This window comes from Ralstonia sp. OTU4908, assembly GCF_038440115.1.
GTDB lineage: Bacteria > Pseudomonadota > Gammaproteobacteria > Burkholderiales > Burkholderiaceae > Ralstonia > Ralstonia pickettii.
In genome coordinates, this window is sequence record NZ_JASATD010000012.1 from 72,208 (window position 1) to 91,657 (window position 19,450).

Below are 19,450 nucleotides of genomic sequence, written 5' to 3' on the forward strand. Positions count from 1 at the left end.
GTGTATTTTCGAAGGCTTTCTCGGTCGGCCAGCAACTGTGCCTAGCGCCACCTCGTGAAGCGCACTCACCATCGACATGAAGAAGTTCTGTGCCCGCAGACCCGCGCCAGGCGAGGCAGCAGGCGCATAATGGCGGCTTCCAGCAGAACACACGAGACTCCCATGCGCGTAGGTTTGTTCGTCACTTGCCTGATTGATCTGATGCGGCCCGAGATCGGGTTTTCAGTGCTCAAGCTGCTGGAAAAGGCCGGTTACGACGTCGTGGTGCCGCCCGCGCAGACCTGCTGCGGGCAGCCCGCCTACAACTCCGGCGATCGCCCTTTGGCCCGTGACTTGGCCGAGAAAACGCTCAAGGAATTCGAGCAGTTCGACTACGTTGTCATTCCGTCCGGGTCGTGCGGCGGCATGATCCGCAAGGGCTACGCCGATTTGTTTCGGGATGATCCGGAGCTCGCAGGCCGCTATGAGCGCCTTGCGCCGCGTGTGTACGAACTGACCGATTTTCTCGTCAACGTGGCACGCATCGAAGCGCTCGACTCGGAGTTTCACGGCCACGTGACGTACCACGATTCGTGCTCTGGTCTGCGCGAGCTTGGCGTGAAAGCGCAGCCGCGCGAGTTGCTCCGCAAACTTCCGGGCGTGCAACTGACCGAGATGCCTGCATGCGAGGCTTGCTGCGGTTTCGGCGGCACGTTCTCGATCAAGTACGGCGATATCTCCACCGCGATTGCGGATGAGAAATGCGCCAACATCAAGGCTAGCAGCGCCGATGCGGTGGTGCTCGGCGACGTGGGCTGCATGCTCAACATCGAAGGCCGGCTGCGCCGTACGGGTGACACGCACACGCGCGTGCTGCACATTGCGCAAGTCCTCGCCGGCGACGCGTAAATCGCAACGCCACGAACACGACGGAGACGCAATCACATGCAAGTCCGCAGCATGGAATTCAAAGCACGCGCCGGGCAGAAGCTCGCCGACAAGCGCCTGCAGCAGAACCTTACCAAGCTCTCGACCAAATTCGTCACCGCACGCGCGGCGGCCATCCAGGACATTGATTTTCCGGCCACGCGTGAAGCGCTGAAGGAGCGCCGCAACCGTGCGCTGGAAAACCTCGACGTCTGGCTCGCCACGTTCGAGGCGGAAGCGACGCGCCGTGGCGCCAGGGTGCTGTTTGCTGAAACTACCGCCGATGCCGCGCGGCTGGTCGCAGAAATTGCCCGCAAGCACGAGGTCAAGAAGGTCATCAAGAGCAAGTCGATGGTGACCGAAGAAATGCGCCTGAATCAGGTGCTCGGCGAGATGGGCGTGCAGAGCATCGAGACCGATCTGGGCGAGTACATCCTGCAGATCAACGACAGCGAGCCGCCGTCGCACATCATTGCGCCGGTGGTGCACAAGGATAAAGAGGAGATCGCCGATCTCTTCGCAAAGACGCACAACAAGCCGCGGCTGTCCGATATTCCGGAGATGACGCGCGAGGCGCGGGAAGTGCTGCGGCCGGAGTTCCTGTCCGCCGACATGGGGGTCACGGGCGGCAACTTCATCATTGCCGAGACGGGCTCCGTGGCGATCGTCACCAATGAGGGCAACGAAGGCATGTGCACGATCATGCCGCGCGTGCACGTTGCCGTGACGGGCATCGAGAAGGTGCTGCCGACGCTCGAGGATCTGGCGACCGTCATGCGCTTGTTGCCACGATCGGCCACTGGGCAGGCGATCTCGAACTATTTCTCGCTGCTCACGGGCCCGCGCGCGCCCGGCGAGAAAGATGGCCCCGACCATATGTACTTCGTCATCGTCGACGGCGGCCGCAGCGGCCTGATCGGCGGCGAATTCCAGGAGATGCTTCGCTGCATTCGATGCGGCGCCTGCATGAACCATTGCCCGGTCTATCAGAAGATTGGTGGCCATGCGTACGGCTGGGTGTATCCGGGCCCGATGGGCAGCGTACTGACGCCGAGCTACGTTGGGCTGTCAAATGCGCTGGATCTGCCGCAAGCGGCCACGCTGTGCGGTGAATGCAATCGCGTGTGTCCTGCGTCGATCCCGTTGTCGGATCTGCTGCGCACGCTGCGCGAAAAACAAATGGAGCGCGAGCTTCGCCCGCAAGCGGAACGCCTTGGCTTGCGCGTGTGGGGCTTCATGGCACGGCGACCGGCGCTGTATTCGGCTGGTACCTGGGTGGCAGCGCGCGTGCTGCGCTGGATGGGCGGGGACAAGAAGTTGATCCACTCGCTGCCCGTCGGCAAGGGTTGGACGGACACACGCGACATGCCGGCCCCCGCAGGCAAAACATTCCGTGAGCTGTACCGTGAAAAGAAGGCCCGAGCATGACCACCGCTGAATCCCTCGAAACGCTGCGCGACGCGCTCGATCGACACGCAAAGTCGGCCGATTTGCCGCACCTGCTCAAGCAGTGGCGCGACGATGCCGTTCTCGCGCCGTTGGCGGTCTTGCCTCCGGCGTACGATCAGGTGCGGCGCTCCTTGCTGCAGCGGCTGGATATGGCGGTGTCGTTTGGCGAGGAAAGCTGCTCTTTCTCGCCGTCGTCGTTGCTGGCCGAAATGCGTTTGTGGACGGACAAGGCCGAGGCCAAGCTCGCCAGCATGTAATTGGGAGGCGACATGGAACGCGGGATGCGTGCTAGTGTCTGAGAGCCTATTCCCGTGTCATCCAATGCCATGAACCAGACCGCCCGCGAAATCATGCTGTACGACGCCCAGAAGAAAAGTTCGGGCGTGGCTTACCTGTGGTGGTTTTTGCTGGGCTTCCTGGGGGCGCATCGCTTCTACCTGAAGCGTCCGGGCAGCGGTATCGCGCAGGCCATCGCCAACATCGGCGGCACATGGCTCGCATTTCGTGACATGGGTAACACTGCAGGCTGGGTGCTAGCGGTTATCGGCGGGCTGTGGGTGCTGGTGGACGTGTTCCTGATTCCCGGAATGGTCCGGGCCAACAACACGGCGCTTGCCGAGCAGCTTTCGACCACGCCCTGAAAGGAATCGACCTCATGAACAAAACCACTTGGTGGAAACGCACTGCACTCTGGGCGGCTGGGTTGGCTTGCGCAGCTGGCGCGTTGGCAGGGTGCACGACTTCGCGCGATCAATACAGCCAGAGCTCCAATATCAGCGCATACGGTGTGGTCGACGTCGGGATCGACCGCACGTCGCGCTGATCATTCCGCGGCCTGCGGCGCCACGTCTTCAAACCGCCGCCACTCGCCGTTGACGAGCAGTTCCAGCGGCTGAAAGTGCGCCTTATAGGCCATCTTTCGGCTCTGTTCGATCCAGTAGCCGAGATAGACGTAGGGAAGATCCAGCGCCTGCGCCTGGGCGATCTGCCAAAGAACGTTGTACGTCCCGTAACTCGCCTTTTGCTCGATCGGATCGTAGAACGTGTAGACGGACGACAGCCCGTCTTCGAGCACGTCGATCATGCTGACCATGCGCAGCTTGCCCGCCGATGGCGATTCGGGCGGCTCGCGAAACTCCACCAAACGCGAATTTACGCGGCTCTGCAGCAGGAACTGCTCGTATTGATCGCGGCTGTCGTGATCCATGCCGCCGCCCGCATGGCGGACCGACTGATACAGCAGGTAGAGCTGGTAATGTTCTTCGACATAAGTGAGTGGCGCAACCAACGCCTCCAGCGCTTGATGCCGCTCGGCGGCACGGCGCTGGGCCCGGGAAGGCGAATACTGGTCAACGACGACGCGGCATGGCGTGCATGCATGGCAGTCGTCGCAATGAGGGCGGTAGGTGAAGATGCCGCTGCGCCGGAAGCCGGCGCGCACAAGCTTCGAATAGACATCGGCATTGATCAGATGCGCCGGCGTAGCGACCTGGGAGCGCGCCAGGCGGCCATCCAGATAGCTGCACGCGTAGGGCGCGGTTGCATAGAACTGCAATGCTGAGAGGGGAAGTTCCTTAAGCTTGCTCATTGCGCACGGTCCACCGGCGGAGCACCGATTTGTCGAAGTGCCAGGGCACGATGGCCGGCGCGTTGGCCGCTTCCCGCACATGTGCAAGAAACGCCGCGCGCGGCACTGGGGCGCCGCCCAGCGACGCAAGGTGCTCGGTCTCCTGCTGGCAGTCTATCATCGCGACGCCCTGACCGCCGAGGAAGGCGCAGAGCGCCGCCAGCGCGATTTTGGAAGCGTCGGTGCGATGCGCAAACATCGACTCGCCATAGAACATGCGGCCGAGCGCCACGCCGTACAAGCCGCCCACGCGTTGGCCTGCGTACCAGGCCTCGACGCTGTGCGCATAGCCGCGGCGGTGCAGGGATGTGTACGCCTGAATAACATCTTCGGTGATCCACGTGCCATGTTGGCCGGGACGGGCAGTGGTGGCACACGCCACCATCGTTTCTCGGAATCCGTGGTCGATGCGGATTTCCCAGGCGGGGTCGTCAAGCACGCGGCGCAGCGTTTTGCGGAACGTCGTCGATACGCGAAAGTCTTCGGGGCGAAGCACCATGCGAGGGTCGGTGCTCCACCACAGCACCGGCTGGCCCTGGGCGTACCACGGGAAAATACCTTGCCGATACGCAATCAGCAGCCGTTGCGGCGATAGCTCGGCGCTTGCGGCCAGCAGACCAGGCGCTTCAGACTCCGGCCCCAGGGCACGATCGACCGGCGGGAAGGGATCATGCGGATCCAGCCAGGCGATCATGATGCAGACAACGTGAGGTGGGCGTTACGGCGTCGTGGCCGGGGTGTCTATCGCGGCGGAGCGCATCGGCTTGTAGATGTCGAGCGTATGGAGTCGGAAGCTGCCGTCGGCAAGCTTGCCAGCCGCGCGGTCTGCGAAGAAACAGCGCAGCGTGTGGATGACAGTCGGGAAGGCGAGATCATCCCAAGGGATGTCGGCCTCATTGAAGAGTGCGACTTCCAGGCTTTCTTCGCCCGGCGCGAAATCCAGATCGTTCAACTTGGCCAGATAGAACAGATGCACCTGATGCACGTGCGGCACGTTGAGCACCGAATACAGTTCGCCGATTTCAACATTGGCGCCGGCTTCTTCCACGGTTTCCCGGTTGGCGGCCTGGGCGGTCGTCTCCCCGATTTCCATGAAGCCGGCGGGCAGGGTCCAGAAGCCGTAGCGCGGCTCAATCGCGCGCTTGCAGAGGAGGACCTGGTCGTTCCAAACGGGCACGGTGCCGACCACGTTGCGCGGATTCACATAGTGAATCGTATTGCAGTGGTCGCAAACGTCGCGCAGTCGGTTGTCGCCGGCAGGAATGCGCGAGACGACTGACTGGCCGCAGTTGGAACAGAATTTCATGGGGAATCGTCGCGGGTGGAGGGTAGGAGCGTACCATTTCTGGCCCGCTCCCCCCTAAGAACCGTACGTGCGAGTTTCCCCGCATACGGCTCAAGCCTTTACAAAGCCCTTAGAGTTCCGGGGCCGGTTTCACAACATTGATACCTTTAGTATGCACTTGGGCGTGGCAGCTCGGGTGCAGCAGCACACGATTCCCGAGGGCGTCTGAGCCACCGTGTACACGGTACTCAATGTGGTGGTCATGCCACCCCGTTTCCTCGGTCATCCTGCACTGACACAGCGCGCACAAGCCTTGCTGGTCCATATACAGTTTGATCCACTGCTTCCGGTGCGACATGCTTTGCAACAATCGCCCCTGACGCAGAGTTTCGCCGTACATCTCCTGCACTGGATCGAAGGGGTTGTAGTTCCCTTTGACTTTCTTGTGACGCTGAATGGGCGTGCTCGCGAGCGAGTACAGCTCCATCCACCGCTTCCCGCCGTTACCGTCTTCAACTGTGGTTGCAAACACCCAGTTCCGTCCTTCAACTGAGGCGAAGTACTTCTTTTTCACCCAGTCTCTAGACTTCTGCGGATGTCGCCGTTTGGCCCACCGCCATAGAGCTTGAAAGATGCCGCTCTGCACGCGGCTAAACGTCGCCTTGGCTACCACAGGGCTGTGGTACTGCGCCCAGCCTCGTAGTATCGGATTTAGCATTCGGATTAGGTCCTCTTGCCTCACCGCCTTATTGGCACTGATGACCGCCTTCGCCTTGCGGTAGAACGCTTGCGCGTTCTTCTTGCTCGGCTTGATGAGCAGTTTTCCCGAGTACTTCCGGAAATTCCACCCGAGGAAGTCGAAGCCTTCCGCGATGTTGACGATCCGCGTTTTCTCCGTGGATAGCGACAGCCCCCGTACAGCAAGGAACTGCTCCACCCACGGTTTGATCTCGTTTTCCAGTAGCTCCGGCGTATTGCCGGTGATGACGAAATCGTCCGCGTATCGCACAACGTTCACTTTCAGCTTGCTGGCCTGAACAGCCCCCAGCTTTGCCTTGAGATGCGCAAGCAGTTGGCTTTCCAGTCCGTTCAGCGCCACGTTCGCCAATGTCGGGGAGATGATGCCTCCCTGCGGCGTTCCAGCCTCGGTCGCCTGAAACTGGCCTTGAAATACCACGCCAGCCTTCAGCCACGTCCGCAAGATTGCTTTGTCCATCGGGACATTGCGTTCCAGCCAGTCATGACTGATGTGGTCAAAGCAGCCTTTGATATCCGCCTCCAACACCCATTGGGCCGAAGCCTGTTTGGACAGGGAGACGAATAGCTGTGACATGGCATCCGCCGTGGAGCGATTGATCCGGAACCCATACGAGTTCGGGTCGCTCGTCCCTTCGGACACCGGTTCCAGCGCCAGCAGGTAGAGGGCCTGCATGGCTCGGTCCAACATGGTCGGAATGCCTAGTGGGCGCTCCTTCCCATTGGCCTTGGGGATATAGACCCGCCGCAATGGCAGGGGCCGATACCCTCGGCGTTTCAACCGCCCGATGGCTTTCCACCGGACTTCAGGCGAGTCCCACAGTTCGCGATCGACGCCTGCCGTTCGCTTGCCTTGGTTCTCCGTCACTCGTCGTACTGCCAGCGCTTTCGCGCTGAACGAGCGGGTCAAGGACCGTTGCAGGGCTTTCACCCGGCGCCAATCCTCTTCCTGTGTTGCCTTCGCAATTCGAATCTGCATTGCCCGGACGTTTCGCTCGACCCGACGCCATTGAATGGTCGTCCAGCTTTGCGGTGCGCCGGAAAGCGCAGATTGATCTTCACAGATCAATTCTTCCATGCTGCTCTCCTATATTGAGGACCTTCCCCGACAACAAGAGACAACATGCCCCCTGAGGGACAAGTTGCCCCTCAAGGGAAGAGATTTCAATTCACGAGTTTCTGTCAGCCGTCTTGCGACGAAAGACCAGTTGGAAGTCTGCTCGCTTTCGCGTGGGGTGATGTTCCAACCCCTATCCGGACCATTACAGCCCGGCATTCGCTTTCTCCAACCTCCCATACCCGCACAGCCAACAGCGTTCCTTGCGGTTCGCCTGCCCAAGCCAACAGCGCTCGGGCAGCCATACGGGCTTACCACGTTCCCTGCACGTTACAAGACTGGGTTAGGGCCTGCCTATTCACCGGTGGCTTGACAGCGACGTACTCCGACATTCCAACGGAGTAGCCAGCCACGTACCTTTTGGTCAGTGCCTGTCAGCAGCTTAGGCACATTACTGATCACGATGTTTAGCAGCAGTTCACTTGCGTTGCCCGATACCAGTCAGCCTAGCTCCTTGACCCCATTGCTGCTCGGAGTCTCTGCCATTCCGCCTCACGGCGCGATGACACCCTTGCGGGGGCTACATTGTCAGGAGAGCTTCATACCCCACCGTTGCCAGTGACGCATGTCTCCCTAGGCTACTGCTAGTCGCATAGCAGGTTCGCTACCGGTGCACCCTTGCGGGCATGACCGGTTGAACAATAACGCGCAGAGCTTTGCGCTCCGGGTTTACTCATTTGCAATGGCTCGGCTGCCGGGAGGCGCCGGGCATACAAACGTCACTCCGCCTGTCAGCGGGGGTGAAGCCGCTGACTGGGCGGGACCTGATGGTAGTCAGGTCATTGCATTGCGAGGTCAGTGAAGGTAGTTCACCGACCAGCGCTTCATTACATGTCTATTGCCTCGCTGCCGTCCTGCATTCAGAACTGAGGCATCGTCCTGAACCGGCGAACTGGTTGATTTAAGAGGGCCAGCCCCTCTCCACGGATAACGCCGTGTCGCACGGAATGTCTCAGTGTATCACCGCGGCGATACGGTCCCGCGTGGCTCGGGCGGGGCACACGTATCGACTGAGTTGCACGCAAAACGACGGGTGGAAACGTAGAAAAGCAAAAAGCCCGCTGTGTGCGGGCTTCATGATTCGGTTCAGGTCTTGGAGCGAGCCGTTCTACTTTGGCTGGTTGCGGGGGCAGGATTTGAACCTGCGACCTTCGGGTTATGAGCCCGACGAGCTGCCAGACTGCTCCACCCCGCGTCCGTCGAATAAAAGAGTATAGGGAAACCTATGCGGCAACGCAACACTTATTTCGCGCGACGTGCATATTGATGGAGCATGCTGCCCCTGCAGAGGGTCCGCGACGCCACGCGCCGTTAGATTCTTAGACACATCGTGCGCAGTCATGTTCGAAAGCGGCGCGCACGATGCATTGCGGCGTGCCGGCCGTTTACAATGCCGCCTTTCGCGTTCTTCTCTTGATTCCGACCGTGCTCAACGCCCTGTACCCGCTTGCCCGCCCGCTGCTGTTTTCGATGGACCCAGAAGACGCGCATCACTTCACGCTGAATCAGCTCAAGCGGGCCCACGCGATGGGGCTTTCGCGCTGTATCGGTGGGCGGGTAGCCGCTCAACCGCGCACGGTGATGGGCGTGAAGTTTCCCAATCCGGTTGGGCTGGCTGCCGGCCTGGACAAGGACGGTGCGTATATCGATGCGCTCGGCGCCCTCGGCTTCGGCTTCATTGAGGTTGGCACGGTCACACCGCGTGCACAGCCGGGCAATCCTCGCCCGCGCATGTTCCGCTTGCCGGCGGCCAATGCGCTGATCAACCGCATGGGTTTCAACAACGGCGGTGTCGATGCGTTCATCAACAACGTGAAGGCATCGAAGTGGAGGGAGGGGGGCGGCGTGCTGGGACTGAACATCGGCAAGAACGCCGACACGCCCATCGAGCGTGCTGTCGACGATTACCTGCATTGCCTGGAGCGCGTGTATCCGCATGCAAGCTATGTGACGGTCAACATTTCGTCGCCGAACACGAAGAACCTGCGTCAACTGCAAGGCGCGAGCGAACTGGACAGTCTGCTCGGGACGCTACGCGGAGCACAGCAGCGCCTGGCAGATCAGCACAAGCGCTACGTACCGGTGGCACTGAAGATCGCGCCAGACCTGGACGATGACCAGATTGCCAACGTTGCCGACGCGCTCCTGCGCCATAAGATGGACGGCGTGATTGCGACCAATACGACGATCAGCCGTGAGGCGGTCGTCGGTCTGGCGCATGCGGAAGAGGCGGGTGGCTTGTCGGGCCAGCCGGTGCGCGAGGGCTCGACGCGGGTGATTCGCGCCTTGCATGGTTTGCTGGGCGATGCGGTGCCCATCATTGGCGTGGGCGGCATCCTCGCGGGCGAGCACGCGCGCGAGAAGATCGACGCTGGCGCGCAGCTGGTGCAGCTTTATACGGGATTGATCTATCGCGGCCCAGGGCTGGTGGCGGAATGCGCGCGCGCACTGGCGCGTTGATGCTGGCTGGTCGCGCCTAGCGGCGCAGCAAGAAGATGACGAACGCGCTGGCGGCCACCACTGCGGCTGCCAGGTCATATGGGCCCGCGTAATCGGCCCAAACCGCCGGGTCGAGGTTTTGCAGGAAGGCCGATTGCGCCCACGGCAGGATCATGCGCGGGATCGCAAACAACAGGGCGGCCACGACCAGCAACACGATCAGTGCGGTCAGCGAGGGCTTGGAGCGGCCCAAGATGCGGAGGGATGAATGGGGCAAAGCTGTCCCCGGTGGGAAGCGTCGAGCAGCTAGGTACCAGTCGCTCAACAAAGTTTGCAATCAAGGTTTGTCCGGCATTTTCCTACAAAGTTCTGTCGGCCGCTGTCCTACTTTCGGCTATGTGCAGCAGAGTAAGCATTGCCTGAGGCATGTGCGCCGACTGAGGCGATCGGTAGCCGAAAATATGGCTTCTGCGCCGCTTTTATGCCTTGGCTAGGTTTTTTCGGCCCCGCAAAACAGTTTGGCGGAGTGGCAGCGCACCGTGATGCACTGCGGCAACGAATGGCCGTTCGAGGGGTTGGCGTGACGAAGCCGGGGAGTACAATCCGCCCTCATTGTGCAATGCACGATTTTTTGAGCGGCCACCCCTCTGGCCGATTTCCAAGTTCATGAGTCAAGCTCTAACAGCAACCGGGTCGCCCCAGACCAACGTGAACCTGCGCGCCATGGTGATCGGCGCCGTGGGTGTAGTGTTCGGAGACATCGGCACCAGCCCGCTGTATTCGCTCAAGGAATGCTTCAGCCCCGATCACGGCATTCCGTTCTCCAGTGCCGCGGTGCTCGGCATCATCTCCATGCTGTTCTGGGCGATGGTGATCGTGGTGTCGCTCAAGTATGTGCTGTTCGTCATGCGCGCCGACAACAACGGCGAGGGCGGCATTCTCGCGCTGATGGCGCTGTCGCTGCGTACGGCCAATACCGATTCCCGGCGCATGTCGGTGCTGATGATGCTGGGCGTCTTCGGCGCGTGCATGTTCTACGGCGACGCCGTGATCACGCCGGCCATCTCCGTCCTGTCGGCCATGGAGGGCCTGGAGATCGCCGCGCCCGCGCTGTCGCCCTTTGTGCTGCCGATCACGATCGTGATCCTGGCGGCGCTGTTCCTGATTCAGCGCAGCGGCACGTCGGTCGTCGGCAAGCTGTTCGGTCCGGTGATGCTGCTGTGGTTTGCCGCGCTAGCCGCGCTGGGCATGATGAATCTGGTGAAGGCGCCGCAGATTTTGGTGGCCGTCAACCCGATGTATGCGATTTCGTTCCTGCACGACCATGCGCTGCAGGCGTTCATCGTGCTGGGTTCGGTGTTTCTGGTGCTGACCGGCGCTGAAGCGCTGTACGCCGACATGGGCCACTTCGGCGCTCGGCCCATCCGCTGGGCGTGGTTCTTCATCGTCGCGCCGAGCTTGTTGGTGAACTACTTCGGCCAAGGCGCCATGCTGCTGACCGACCCAAGCACCATCGAAAACCCGTTTTACCGTTCCGTGCCGGAAGCGCTGCAACTCCCGATGGTGATGCTTGCGGCGGCGGCTACCGTCATTGCCTCGCAGGCCGTGATTTCGGGAGCGTTCTCGCTGACGAGTCAGGCGATTCAGCTTGGCTTTGTGCCGCGCATGCGCATTCGCTACACGTCGGAAGCCGAGATCGGCCAAATCTACGTGCCGATGGTCAACTGGATGCTGCTGATCCTTGTGGTGGGCGTGGTGCTGGCGTTCAAGAAGTCCGACAACCTGGCTGCCGCCTACGGGATCGCCGTGACGACCACGATGGTCATCACCACGGTGCTGGCCGCGGTGGTGATGCGCTCCGTCTGGCGTTGGCATCCGGCGCTGGTGACGCTCGTGAGCGTCTGTTTCCTGGTGGTGGACTTGGCGTTCTTCGCCGCCAACCTCTTGAAGATCCGCGATGGCGGTTGGTTCCCGTTGACGCTCGGCGCCGGTGTGTTCTTCCTCCTGATGACCTGGTACAAGGGCAAGAAGCTTCTGCGTGCGCGCAGCCTGGAGGATGGCATCCCACTCGAGCCGTTCCTGGCTGGGTTGCTGGCCCATCCGCCGCATCGGGTCGAGGGCACGGCCGTTTTCCTCACAGGCAATACCGAATTCGTGCCGGTGTCGTTGCTGCATAACCTCAAGCACAACCGCGTGCTCCACGAGCGCGTGATCTTCATCAGCTTCGTCACACGCGATATTCCCTACGTGGACGACAAGCACCGCGTGTCCGTGCGCGATCTGGGCAGCGGCATCTACATCGTCAAGGCGGATTACGGCTTCAAGGAAACGCCGGACGTATACCGCGTGCTCGAACTGGGGCAGCCGCAGATCGGCACGCGCTGTGAATTGATGGATACATCGTTCTTCATCGCGCGTGAGTCGGTGGTGCCGTCCAAGTTGCCGGGTATGTCGATGTGGCGCGAGCGCCTGTTTGCGTGGATGCATCAAAACGGCGCCAAGCCGTCGGACTTCTTCCACATCCCGGCCAACCGCGTAGTGGAACTGGGTACCAAGGTCGAGATCTGATCAACCTACCGCTGCATAGCAAAACGGCCCGTGCGAGAGAGACACACGGGCCGTTTTGTTTGTTGGGGCGGCGCTGCAATTACATCTTCGCAGCGGCGTGATTGCGCTCGCGGACTTCGTCGTTGCGGGCGTGGACGTCGTGGTTGCGGTCCTTGACGTCGTGTCGCAGGTCTTTGCGGTCGTGGTGCAGGTCGCGGCGTTCCGCGTTGACTTCATGCTGCTCTTCGGCGCGCTTCTTGTTCCAGTATTCGGCGCCCGCGACGTTGCCCTTGGCCAGGTCGCGGTCTTCGCGGCGTTGATCGGCGTTGCGGGCGGCGCGGTCGGCGTTCAATGCGGCCTTGTCGGCGCCGATGTCCGCGCGATCACGGCGGACATCGCGGTTGTCGTGGCGGATGTCACGGTTGTCCTGGCGGATCTGCTGATTGTCTTGCTGAACTTGCTGGACGGGCGTGGTCTGCGCGAAAGCGGCGGTACCGGCAACAGCAAGCAGGGCGGCGATCAGGGTGTGGCTCGTCTTCATGGCGTTTCTCCTCGTGGGTCCCAGGCGGTGCGCCTGTGTCTCCTTAACGGGCCGAAAAGACGGGCCGACGACGCATGAGTGTTAGCAAACATCCATGTGCGTAAGGACTTGTAACGGCCGCGCACGGCCATGAAAAAACCCGCCGGGTCGGAAAACTGGGCGGGTTCCGCTCAACAGAATGCGCACTAGCGCTTGAGCTTGGCGAACGCTTCTGCCATGGCGCCGGACGGTTCCGGCGCACGACGTTGCTGACCGCCGTGGCGACTGCCGCCGCTGCTCGGGCGGTCGCCGTTGCCGGTGCGCGCGGCCGCCTGACCGGGCTCATCCGACAGGCGCATCGTCAGGCCGATGCGGTTGCGCTTCACGTCCACCTCCATCACCTTGACCTTGACGATCTGGCCGGGCTTGACCACCTCATGCGGGTCACGCACGAACTTCGTCGACAGCGCCGACACGTGTACCAGGCCGTCCTGATGCACGCCGATGTCGATGAAGGCGCCAAACGCCGCCACGTTCGTCACCACGCCTTCGAGCACCATGCCGGGCTGCAGGTCCTTGATGTCTTCCACGCCGTCCTGGAACGTCGCCGTCTTGAACTCGGGGCGCGGGTCGCGGCCGGGCTTTTCCAGTTCGGAGAGGATGTCGACCACGGTCGGCAGGCCGAACTTCTCGTCGGTGAAGTCACGGGCGGCCAGACCACGCAGTGCCTCGCGGTTGCCGAGCACGTCGCCGATGCCCTTCTTGATGCTGTCCAGAATGCGCTTGACCACCGGATACGCTTCCGGGTGCACCGAGGAGCGGTCGAGCGGATTGTCGCCGTCATTGATGCGCAGGAAGCCCGCGGCCTGCTCGAAGGTCTTGTCGCCCAGGCGCGGCACTTTCTTGAGCGCATCGCGGTTGGGGAACGCGCCGTTGGCATCGCGGTACTCGACGATGTTCTTGGCGAGTATCGAATTCAGGCCGGATACACGCGCCAGCAGCGGGGCAGAGGCCGTGTTCACATCCACGCCGACCGCGTTCACGCAATCCTCGACGATGGCGTCCAGCGCGCGGGCCAGCTCGCGCTGGTTCACGTCATGCTGATACTGGCCGACGCCGATCGACTTCGGGTCGATCTTCACGAGTTCCGCCAGCGGGTCCTGCAGGCGTCGTGCGATCGACACCGCCCCTCGCAGCGACACGTCCAGTTCTGGGAATTCCTTGGCGGCCAATTCCGATGCCGAATACACCGACGCGCCAGCTTCGCTCACCACGATCTTGGTCAGCTTCAGCTCCGGGGCGTTGCGCATCAGGTCTTGCACCAATTTGTCGGTCTCACGGCTCGCCGTGCCGTTGCCGATGGAAACCAGGGCCACGCCGTGCTGCTTGGCCAGGCGGGCCATCGTCGCGAGCGAACCGTTCCAGTCGCGGCGCGGCTCGTGCGGATAGATCGTGGCGGTTTCGAGCAGCTTGCCAGTGTGGTCAACCACCGCGATCTTGCAGCCCGTGCGGATGCCCGGGTCGACGCCCATCACCGCTTTCGGGCCGGCCGGCGCGGCCAGCAGCAGATCGTGCAGATTGCGGCCGAAGATCTTGATGGCCTCGGCTTCGGCCGATTCCCGGAGTTGCGTGAGCAGTTCGGTTTCGATATGCGGTTGCACCTTGACGCGCCAGCACCAGCGGCACACGTCCGACAGCCACTTGTCAGCCGCGCGGCCCTTGTTTTCGATGCCAACATGGCGCGCGATCATGATCTCGCACGGGTGCGGGCTCAGGGCATCCGTTTCTTCGCCCAATCCGAGTTTGACAAACAGCACGCCGGCGTTGCGGCCCCGGAACAGGGCTAGCGCGCGGTGCGAGGGCACGTTGCGGATCGGCTCGCTGTACGCGTAGTAATCGCGGAATTTTTCTTCTTCGGCAGTTTCCTTGCCTTCCACCACGGTCGACGACACCTGGCCTTGGTTCCAGAGGTGGTCGCGCACCTTGCCAAGCAGCTCCGCCGTCTCGCCAAACTGCTCGGAGAGGATGTCGCGCGCGCCGTCCAGCGCTGCCTTCACGTCCGGCACACCGCCATCGGCGGTCGGGTTGCCGTTGACGAACTTGGCGGCTTCGGTTTGCGGATCAAGCGTGGGGTCGGCCAGCAGCGCCTGGGCCAGCGGCTCCAGGCCGCATTCGCGGGCGATCTGGGCGCGCGTGCGGCGCTTGGGCTTGTAGGGCAGGTAGAGATCTTCCAGCACCTGCTTGGTCTCGGCCGCCTCGATGGCGGTGCGCAGGGCATCGGTCAGCTTGCCTTGCTCTTCAATGGAGGCGAGGATGGCCGCGCGGCGGTCTTCCAGTTCGCGCAGGTACAGCAGGCGCTCTTCCAGGTTGCGCAGTTGCGTGTCGTCCAGGTTGTCCGTCACTTCCTTGCGGTACCGCGCGATGAAGGGCACGGTGGCGCCTTCGTCCAGCAGTTGCACGGCGGCGGCAACCTGCTGCGGCCGGACCGCCAGTTCAGTGGCGATGCGGGAGACGATCTTCTGCAACACGGAATCAGTCATTGCTTCCAGAGAGTGCGATGGAAAGCCGCGCATTTTGCCACAACGCGAACCCTGTTCCTGAGCGTAAATCCGTGGCCGCGCGGCGTTTGCCGCACAGGCGCGGTGATAAAATGCGCGCTATGCCTACGCTTCCGTCTTCTGCCCGTCGCCGCGCTGCCGCGCGCATCGCTTCCCGTCTGGTTCTGCCGGTGTCCGTGCTCAGCGTCGCGCTGTTTGGCGCGCCCGCATGGAGTCAGTCGCAGCTGGCCTCTGCGCCCGCCGCTGCAGCGCCCGCCACGTCCCCCGATTTCGGCGCTGAGCACGATCGCATCAACAGCGCCAAATCCTGGGCCGAGTATCGGTACGCCGAGGCAGAGCGCGCTTGCTACGGCAAGTTCCTCGTTACGCGCTGCATCGACAAGGCCAAGGATGTGCGCCGCACAGAACTGCACTCCATCCGCGAGCGCGAGCTTGCGCTGGATGAGGCCGAACGTGCCGACCGCGCTGCCCGACGCGATCAGGAGCGCGCCATCCGCGAAGCCCAATACAATGCCGAGCGCCCGCAGCGCGAAGCCGCCGAGCAGAAGAATCGCTCCGAGTTTGAGAACAAGCAGGAGCAGCAGCGCCTTAATGAGGCGCAGCGCCAGGCGCAAGCGCCGCAGCGTGCGGCCAACGCGCAGGCCGCAACCAAGAAGCAGGCAGATTACGACGCCAAGCTGAAAGCCGCACAGGAGCAGGGCGCAGCCAATGCCGCCAAGCGTGCGGAAAGCGCCAAGCAATTCCAGGAAAAGCAGCAAGACGCGGCCAAGCGCCAGAAGGAACTGGAGGAGCGCCGCGAACAAACCAAGCGCCGCAACCAGCAAAACCAGAACAACACCAGTCCGCTGGGGTTCTAAACTTCAGCCAAGGCCGGGTTTCCGGGAGGAAAGCGATGGACAGCGATCTGAATACGATCTCGCGTCGCATCATTGAATTGCAGATCGAGCACCGCGATCTGGATTTCCTGATCGACCGGCTGGCGACGACTGCCAATCATGACGAGTTGCAGTTGCGCCGTCTCAAGAAGCGCCGCCTGAAACTCAAGGACACCATCACCCTGCTACAGTTGCAGCTTGAGCCGGACGTGCCGGCCTAGCGCCCGCCCGAACTTGGTTCGATTTTCATCCCGAGAGGCCGCAATCACGTGCGGCCTCCGTCATTTGACCCCACGGATTCCGCGTTGACTTCGCTTTCCCCGCTGGCCGAGCCGTCGGCTGACTCCGACGCCGATGCCGGCGACGCTTCGGCTCCCGCCGCTTCTCTACCTGCCGATGCGCATCATGCGGAGCTGTCGACGCTGTTCGCCGACGACGGCACGCTCGCCAAGGGTATCGAGGGGTACCGGCCCCGCAGCGCGCAGCTGACGATGGCGCAGGCCGTTGCGAACGCCATCGAAGCCGCCGATTCGATCATCGTCGAGGCCGGCACGGGCACGGGCAAAACCTACGCTTACCTTGTTCCCGCGATGCTGTGGGGCGGCAAGGTGATCGTCTCCACCGGGACGAAGAACCTGCAGGATCAGCTTTTCCTGCGCGACATCCCAACGGTGCGCAAGGCGCTCAATGCACCGGTGTCGGTGGCGTTGCTCAAGGGGCGCGCCAACTACGTCTGCCATTACCACGTCGAGCGCACGTCGCAGAACGGGCGTCTTTCTTCTCGCCAGGATGCCGCATGGCTGCGGCAGATCAATCTGTTCCTGAAGACAACGAAAACGGGCGACAAGGCCGAACTTGCCAGCGTGCCCGAAAACGCGCCGGTGTGGAACCTCGTCACGTCCACGCGCGACAACTGCCTGGGTTCGGACTGCGCATACTACAAAGACTGCTTCGTCATGCGCGCCCGCAAGGAGGCGCAGCAGGCCGACGTGGTGGTGGTGAACCATCACCTGTTCTTTGCAGACGTGATGTTGAAGGACACCGGCATGGCGGAGTTGCTGCCCGCCGCCAACACGATCATCTTCGACGAAGCGCACCAGCTGCCAGAAACCGCCACGTTGTTCTTTGGCGAGACCATCTCCACGAACCAGATTCTCGAACTCGCACGCGACAGCGTGGCCGAAGGCCTTTCGCATGCCCGCGATGCGGTGGATTGGGTCGCGATTGCCGCGCCGCTTGAGCGTGCCGCGCGTGATTTGCGCCTCGTCTTCCGGCAAGACGGCTCACGCCTGTCGATCAAGCAGATCGACAACGACGCGGCGCTTGCCAAGTCGTTCTACGAGGTGCTGCCGAAGCTAGAGCAGGCGCTTTCCGACTTTACCGGCGCGCTGGAGGCCCAGGCGGAACGCGCGGAGACCATCGAGCAATGCCATCGCCGGGCCGTGGCGCTGTGCGAGAAGCTTGAGGCGTGGGTCGATCCCAAGCCGCCAAAGGCGCCAAAGAAGGAAGGTGACGACGAGGGCAAGGAGGGCGAAAGCGCGGCGCCTGTCGACGAACGCGTGCGCTGGGTCGAGGTATTCGCCAACTCCGTGCAATTGCATCTGACGCCATTGTCGATCGCGCCGATTTTTTCGCGCCAGCGTGCCGGCCAGCCGCGCGCGTGGGTTTTCACCTCGGCTACGCTGTCGGTGCGCGGGAACTTCACGCACTATGCCGCGCAGTTGGGCCTGGATCGTGATCGATCGATGACCCTCGACAGCCCGTTCGACTATGCATCGCAAGGCTTGCTCTATGTGCCGCGCGACTTGCCGCAGCCGAGCGACCCGCGCTTCACCGATGCGGTACTCGACGCAACCTTGCCGCTGATCGAAGCGGCGGGCGGCAAGACCTTCCTGCTATGCACGACGCTGCGCGCCGTGAATCGCGCCGCCGAACGATTGACGGACGAATTCGCGCAACGGGGCTGGGATTACCCACTGCTCGTGCAGGGGCAGGCCAGCCGGACGGAACTGCTGGACCGCTTCCGCGCGCTCGGCAACGCGGTGCTGATCGGTAGCCAGAGTTTCTGGGAAGGGGTGGACGTACGCGGCGAGGCGCTCTCGCTGGTCGTCATCGACAAGTTGCCGTTTGCCCCGCCCGATGACCCAGTGCTCAGTGCCCGCATGGAGGCGCTGGAGAAAAAGGGGCTGAGCCCGTTTGCCGTGCACCAATTGCCGCACGCAGTCATCACGCTCAAGCAGGGCGCAGGGCGGTTGATTCGGTCCGAGACCGATCGCGGTGTGCTGATGATCTGCGACCCGCGGCTGGTCGAGAAAAACTACGGTCGCCAGATCTGGCAGAGCCTGCCGCCGTTCAAGCGTACGCGCGAAGCCGAGACGGCGGCCGAATTCCTGCGCTCCCTGCGGCCGGATGCGGATGTTCCGCAGCCGACCGAAACGGATGACTGATCTGCACGAACAAACAAAAAGCCCGGCCAATCGACCGGGCTTCTTTCTGTGCTGCTCAAGCGCTGCTTACCACCATTGGTACCAGGGCTTGTCTTTCTTGCGCTGGCCGTAGGCGAGGAAATCGCTCTTCGGGTAATTCTGCTTGATGATGCGTTCGGTGTCGTCGCGCATGTCTTTCATGCCCAGCGCTTCGTACGACTTCATCATGATGTACAGCGCTTCTTCCACAGCCGGGGCGCGGTCGTAATCCTTGATGGCGTCCTGCGCGCGATTGACGGCAGCCAGGTAGGCGCCGCGGCGATAGTAGTAGCGCGCGGCGCCCACTTCATGCTCGGCCATCGCGTTCACGATGTACTGCATGCGCTGGGTGGCGTCCGGCGTGTACTTGCTGTTCGGGAAACGCGTGATCAGCGTCTTGAACGCATCGTACGCGGCGCGTGCGGCCTTCGGGTCGCGCTCGCTCAAGTCCTGGTTCGAGAAGCGGCCGAGCCAGCCCAGGTTGTCGTTGAAGTTGATCAGGCCTTTGAGGTAATAGGCGTAATCGACGCTGGGGTGATTGGGGTGCAACTGGATGAAGCGGTCCACGGCGGCCAGTGCGGCAGCCGTCTCGCCATCCTTGTAGTTGGCGTAGGCGGTCTCGATCTGGGCCTGTTGGGCGTATTGGCCGAACGGATAGCGGCTTTCGAGCTTTTCGTAGTACTTGACCGCCTTGGCGTAGTCGCCGCCGTCGAGCGAGTCCTTCGCTTCGGAATATAATTTGTTGGCTGACCAGCCAGCCGTTTCGTCTTGCTGTTCCGGCAGGATGCCGCAGGCCGAGATAGCCAGGCATGCAACGCCTGCCATCAACACTGCTCCGATTTGCGCGCGGATTCGATTGCCGACTCGACTAACAATACGCGCCTGCTTTACGCTCGTGACCGACAT

General features: G+C 62.2%; 18 protein-coding genes and 1 tRNA gene. 10 read left to right on the top strand and 9 right to left on the bottom strand.

Translation table 11 applies throughout. The features are described from left to right. Positions 1-162 precede the first annotated feature (162 nt). From AAHM38_RS12885 to AAHM38_RS12905, 5 genes are all read left to right on the top strand, one after another. The gene (locus AAHM38_RS12885) at positions 163-888 is read left to right on the top strand and encodes a (Fe-S)-binding protein (protein ID WP_116576569.1); all 726 of its coding nucleotides are present in this window, start codon (positions 163-165) and stop codon (positions 886-888) included. A 36-nt stretch (positions 889-924) separates the two neighbouring features. Further along, positions 925-2,334 carry a LutB/LldF family L-lactate oxidation iron-sulfur protein gene (locus AAHM38_RS12890; RefSeq protein WP_116576570.1) on the top strand — a complete coding sequence of 470 codons (1,410 nt, stop codon included), beginning with the start codon at positions 925-927 and terminating at the stop codon, positions 2,332-2,334. Further along, positions 2,331-2,612, top strand: a complete 282-nt coding sequence (locus tag AAHM38_RS12895) for a hypothetical protein (RefSeq protein ID WP_116576571.1) — start codon at positions 2,331-2,333, stop codon at positions 2,610-2,612. Before AAHM38_RS12890 ends, AAHM38_RS12895 begins: the two co-directional genes overlap by 4 nt. A 69-nt stretch (positions 2,613-2,681) precedes the next feature. Continuing rightward, entirely contained in the window at positions 2,682-2,996 is a 315-nt protein-coding gene (locus tag AAHM38_RS12900; protein WP_009240776.1) for a TM2 domain-containing protein, read from the top strand. A 14-nt stretch (positions 2,997-3,010) separates the two neighbouring features. Continuing rightward, on the top strand, positions 3,011-3,178 hold the full coding sequence (locus AAHM38_RS12905; protein WP_009240775.1) for a hypothetical protein: 168 nt from the start codon (positions 3,011-3,013) through the stop codon (positions 3,176-3,178). Here AAHM38_RS12905 and AAHM38_RS12910 read toward each other — a convergent pair whose 3' ends face one another. From AAHM38_RS12910 to AAHM38_RS12930, 5 genes are all read right to left on the bottom strand, one after another. Next, positions 3,179-3,943 carry an arginyltransferase gene (locus AAHM38_RS12910; RefSeq protein ID WP_116576572.1) on the bottom strand — a complete coding sequence of 255 codons (765 nt, stop codon included), beginning with the start codon at positions 3,941-3,943 and terminating at the stop codon, positions 3,179-3,181. Beyond that, entirely contained in the window at positions 3,930-4,676 is a 747-nt protein-coding gene (gene aat / locus AAHM38_RS12915) for a leucyl/phenylalanyl-tRNA--protein transferase (RefSeq protein WP_012762093.1), read from the bottom strand. The genes AAHM38_RS12910 and aat overlap by 14 nt, the downstream gene beginning before the upstream one ends. Before the next feature lie 24 nt (positions 4,677-4,700). Next, entirely contained in the window at positions 4,701-5,288 is a 588-nt protein-coding gene (locus tag AAHM38_RS12920) for an NUDIX hydrolase (protein ID WP_009240772.1), read from the bottom strand. 109 nt (positions 5,289-5,397) lie between these two features. Then, positions 5,398-7,101, bottom strand: a complete 1,704-nt coding sequence (gene ltrA / locus AAHM38_RS12925) for a group II intron reverse transcriptase/maturase (protein ID WP_116576573.1) — start codon at positions 7,099-7,101, stop codon at positions 5,398-5,400. A 1,157-nt stretch (positions 7,102-8,258) separates the two neighbouring features. Then, positions 8,259-8,335 (bottom strand) — tRNA-Met (locus AAHM38_RS12930). Positions 8,336-8,565: 230 nt separating this feature from the next. Between AAHM38_RS12930 and AAHM38_RS12935 the strand changes: the two genes are divergently transcribed. Continuing rightward, positions 8,566-9,600 (top strand): quinone-dependent dihydroorotate dehydrogenase, encoded by a 1,035-nt coding sequence (locus AAHM38_RS12935; RefSeq protein WP_116576607.1) that lies wholly within the window; start codon positions 8,566-8,568, stop codon positions 9,598-9,600. A gap of 16 nt (positions 9,601-9,616) precedes the next feature. Here the strand turns inward: AAHM38_RS12935 and AAHM38_RS12940 are convergent, their stop codons facing one another. Next, positions 9,617-9,856, bottom strand: a complete 240-nt coding sequence (locus tag AAHM38_RS12940; protein ID WP_009240770.1) for a hypothetical protein — start codon at positions 9,854-9,856, stop codon at positions 9,617-9,619. Between the two features lie 389 nt (positions 9,857-10,245). Between AAHM38_RS12940 and AAHM38_RS12945 the strand changes: the two genes are divergently transcribed. Further along, positions 10,246-12,147, top strand: coding sequence for a potassium transporter Kup (locus AAHM38_RS12945; protein WP_116576575.1), 1,902 nt, complete (start codon positions 10,246-10,248; stop codon positions 12,145-12,147). Between the two features lie 79 nt (positions 12,148-12,226). On the opposite strand, the gene AAHM38_RS12950 is transcribed toward AAHM38_RS12945, so the two are convergent. Both AAHM38_RS12950 and AAHM38_RS12955 read right to left on the bottom strand, forming a co-directional pair. Beyond that, positions 12,227-12,667 carry a hypothetical protein gene (locus AAHM38_RS12950; protein WP_009240768.1) on the bottom strand — a complete coding sequence of 147 codons (441 nt, stop codon included), beginning with the start codon at positions 12,665-12,667 and terminating at the stop codon, positions 12,227-12,229. 185 nt (positions 12,668-12,852) lie between these two features. Further along, on the bottom strand, positions 12,853-15,186 hold the full coding sequence (locus AAHM38_RS12955) for a Tex family protein (RefSeq protein WP_116576576.1): 2,334 nt from the start codon (positions 15,184-15,186) through the stop codon (positions 12,853-12,855). 110 nt (positions 15,187-15,296) lie between these two features. Here AAHM38_RS12955 and AAHM38_RS12960 point away from each other — a divergent pair, with 110 nt between their 5' ends. From AAHM38_RS12960 to AAHM38_RS12970, 3 genes are all read left to right on the top strand, one after another. Beyond that, positions 15,297-16,061: a hypothetical protein gene (locus AAHM38_RS12960; RefSeq protein ID WP_009277604.1), complete on the top strand. Its 765-nt coding sequence runs from the start codon at positions 15,297-15,299 to the stop codon at positions 16,059-16,061. Between the two features lie 35 nt (positions 16,062-16,096). Further along, on the top strand, positions 16,097-16,300 hold the full coding sequence (locus tag AAHM38_RS12965; RefSeq protein ID WP_004627116.1) for a DUF465 domain-containing protein: 204 nt from the start codon (positions 16,097-16,099) through the stop codon (positions 16,298-16,300). 84 nt (positions 16,301-16,384) lie between these two features. Continuing rightward, on the top strand, positions 16,385-18,526 hold the full coding sequence (locus tag AAHM38_RS12970) for an ATP-dependent DNA helicase (protein WP_179817597.1): 2,142 nt from the start codon (positions 16,385-16,387) through the stop codon (positions 18,524-18,526). 66 nt (positions 18,527-18,592) lie between these two features. Here the strand turns inward: AAHM38_RS12970 and AAHM38_RS12975 are convergent, their stop codons facing one another. After that, positions 18,593-19,450, bottom strand: coding sequence for an outer membrane protein assembly factor BamD (locus tag AAHM38_RS12975; RefSeq protein WP_179817598.1), 858 nt, complete (start codon positions 19,448-19,450; stop codon positions 18,593-18,595).

Bases quoted from the DNA above. Each gene is read 5' to 3' on its own strand.
- AAHM38_RS12885 (WP_116576569.1), top strand. From the start codon at position 163: ATGCGCGTAGGTTTGTTCGTCACTTGCCTGATTGATCTGATGCGGCCC.
- AAHM38_RS12890 (WP_116576570.1), top strand. From the start codon at position 925: ATGCAAGTCCGCAGCATGGAATTCAAAGCACGCGCCGGGCAGAAGCTC.
- AAHM38_RS12895 (WP_116576571.1), top strand. From the start codon at position 2,331: ATGACCACCGCTGAATCCCTCGAAACGCTGCGCGACGCGCTCGATCGA.
- AAHM38_RS12900 (WP_009240776.1), top strand. From the start codon at position 2,682: ATGAACCAGACCGCCCGCGAAATCATGCTGTACGACGCCCAGAAGAAA.
- AAHM38_RS12905 (WP_009240775.1), top strand. From the start codon at position 3,011: ATGAACAAAACCACTTGGTGGAAACGCACTGCACTCTGGGCGGCTGGG.
- AAHM38_RS12910 (WP_116576572.1), bottom strand. From the start codon at position 3,943: ATGAGCAAGCTTAAGGAACTTCCCCTCTCAGCATTGCAGTTCTATGCA.
- aat (WP_012762093.1), bottom strand. From the start codon at position 4,676: ATGATCGCCTGGCTGGATCCGCATGATCCCTTCCCGCCGGTCGATCGT.
- AAHM38_RS12920 (WP_009240772.1), bottom strand. From the start codon at position 5,288: ATGAAATTCTGTTCCAACTGCGGCCAGTCAGTCGTCTCGCGCATTCCT.
- ltrA (WP_116576573.1), bottom strand. From the start codon at position 7,101: ATGGAAGAATTGATCTGTGAAGATCAATCTGCGCTTTCCGGCGCACCG.
- AAHM38_RS12945 (WP_116576575.1), top strand. From the start codon at position 10,246: ATGAGTCAAGCTCTAACAGCAACCGGGTCGCCCCAGACCAACGTGAAC.
- AAHM38_RS12950 (WP_009240768.1), bottom strand. From the start codon at position 12,667: ATGAAGACGAGCCACACCCTGATCGCCGCCCTGCTTGCTGTTGCCGGT.
- AAHM38_RS12955 (WP_116576576.1), bottom strand. From the start codon at position 15,186: ATGACTGATTCCGTGTTGCAGAAGATCGTCTCCCGCATCGCCACTGAA.
- AAHM38_RS12960 (WP_009277604.1), top strand. From the start codon at position 15,297: ATGCGCGCTATGCCTACGCTTCCGTCTTCTGCCCGTCGCCGCGCTGCC.
- AAHM38_RS12965 (WP_004627116.1), top strand. From the start codon at position 16,097: ATGGACAGCGATCTGAATACGATCTCGCGTCGCATCATTGAATTGCAG.
- AAHM38_RS12975 (WP_179817598.1), bottom strand. From the start codon at position 19,450: ATGTCGGTCACGAGCGTAAAGCAGGCGCGTATTGTTAGTCGAGTCGGC.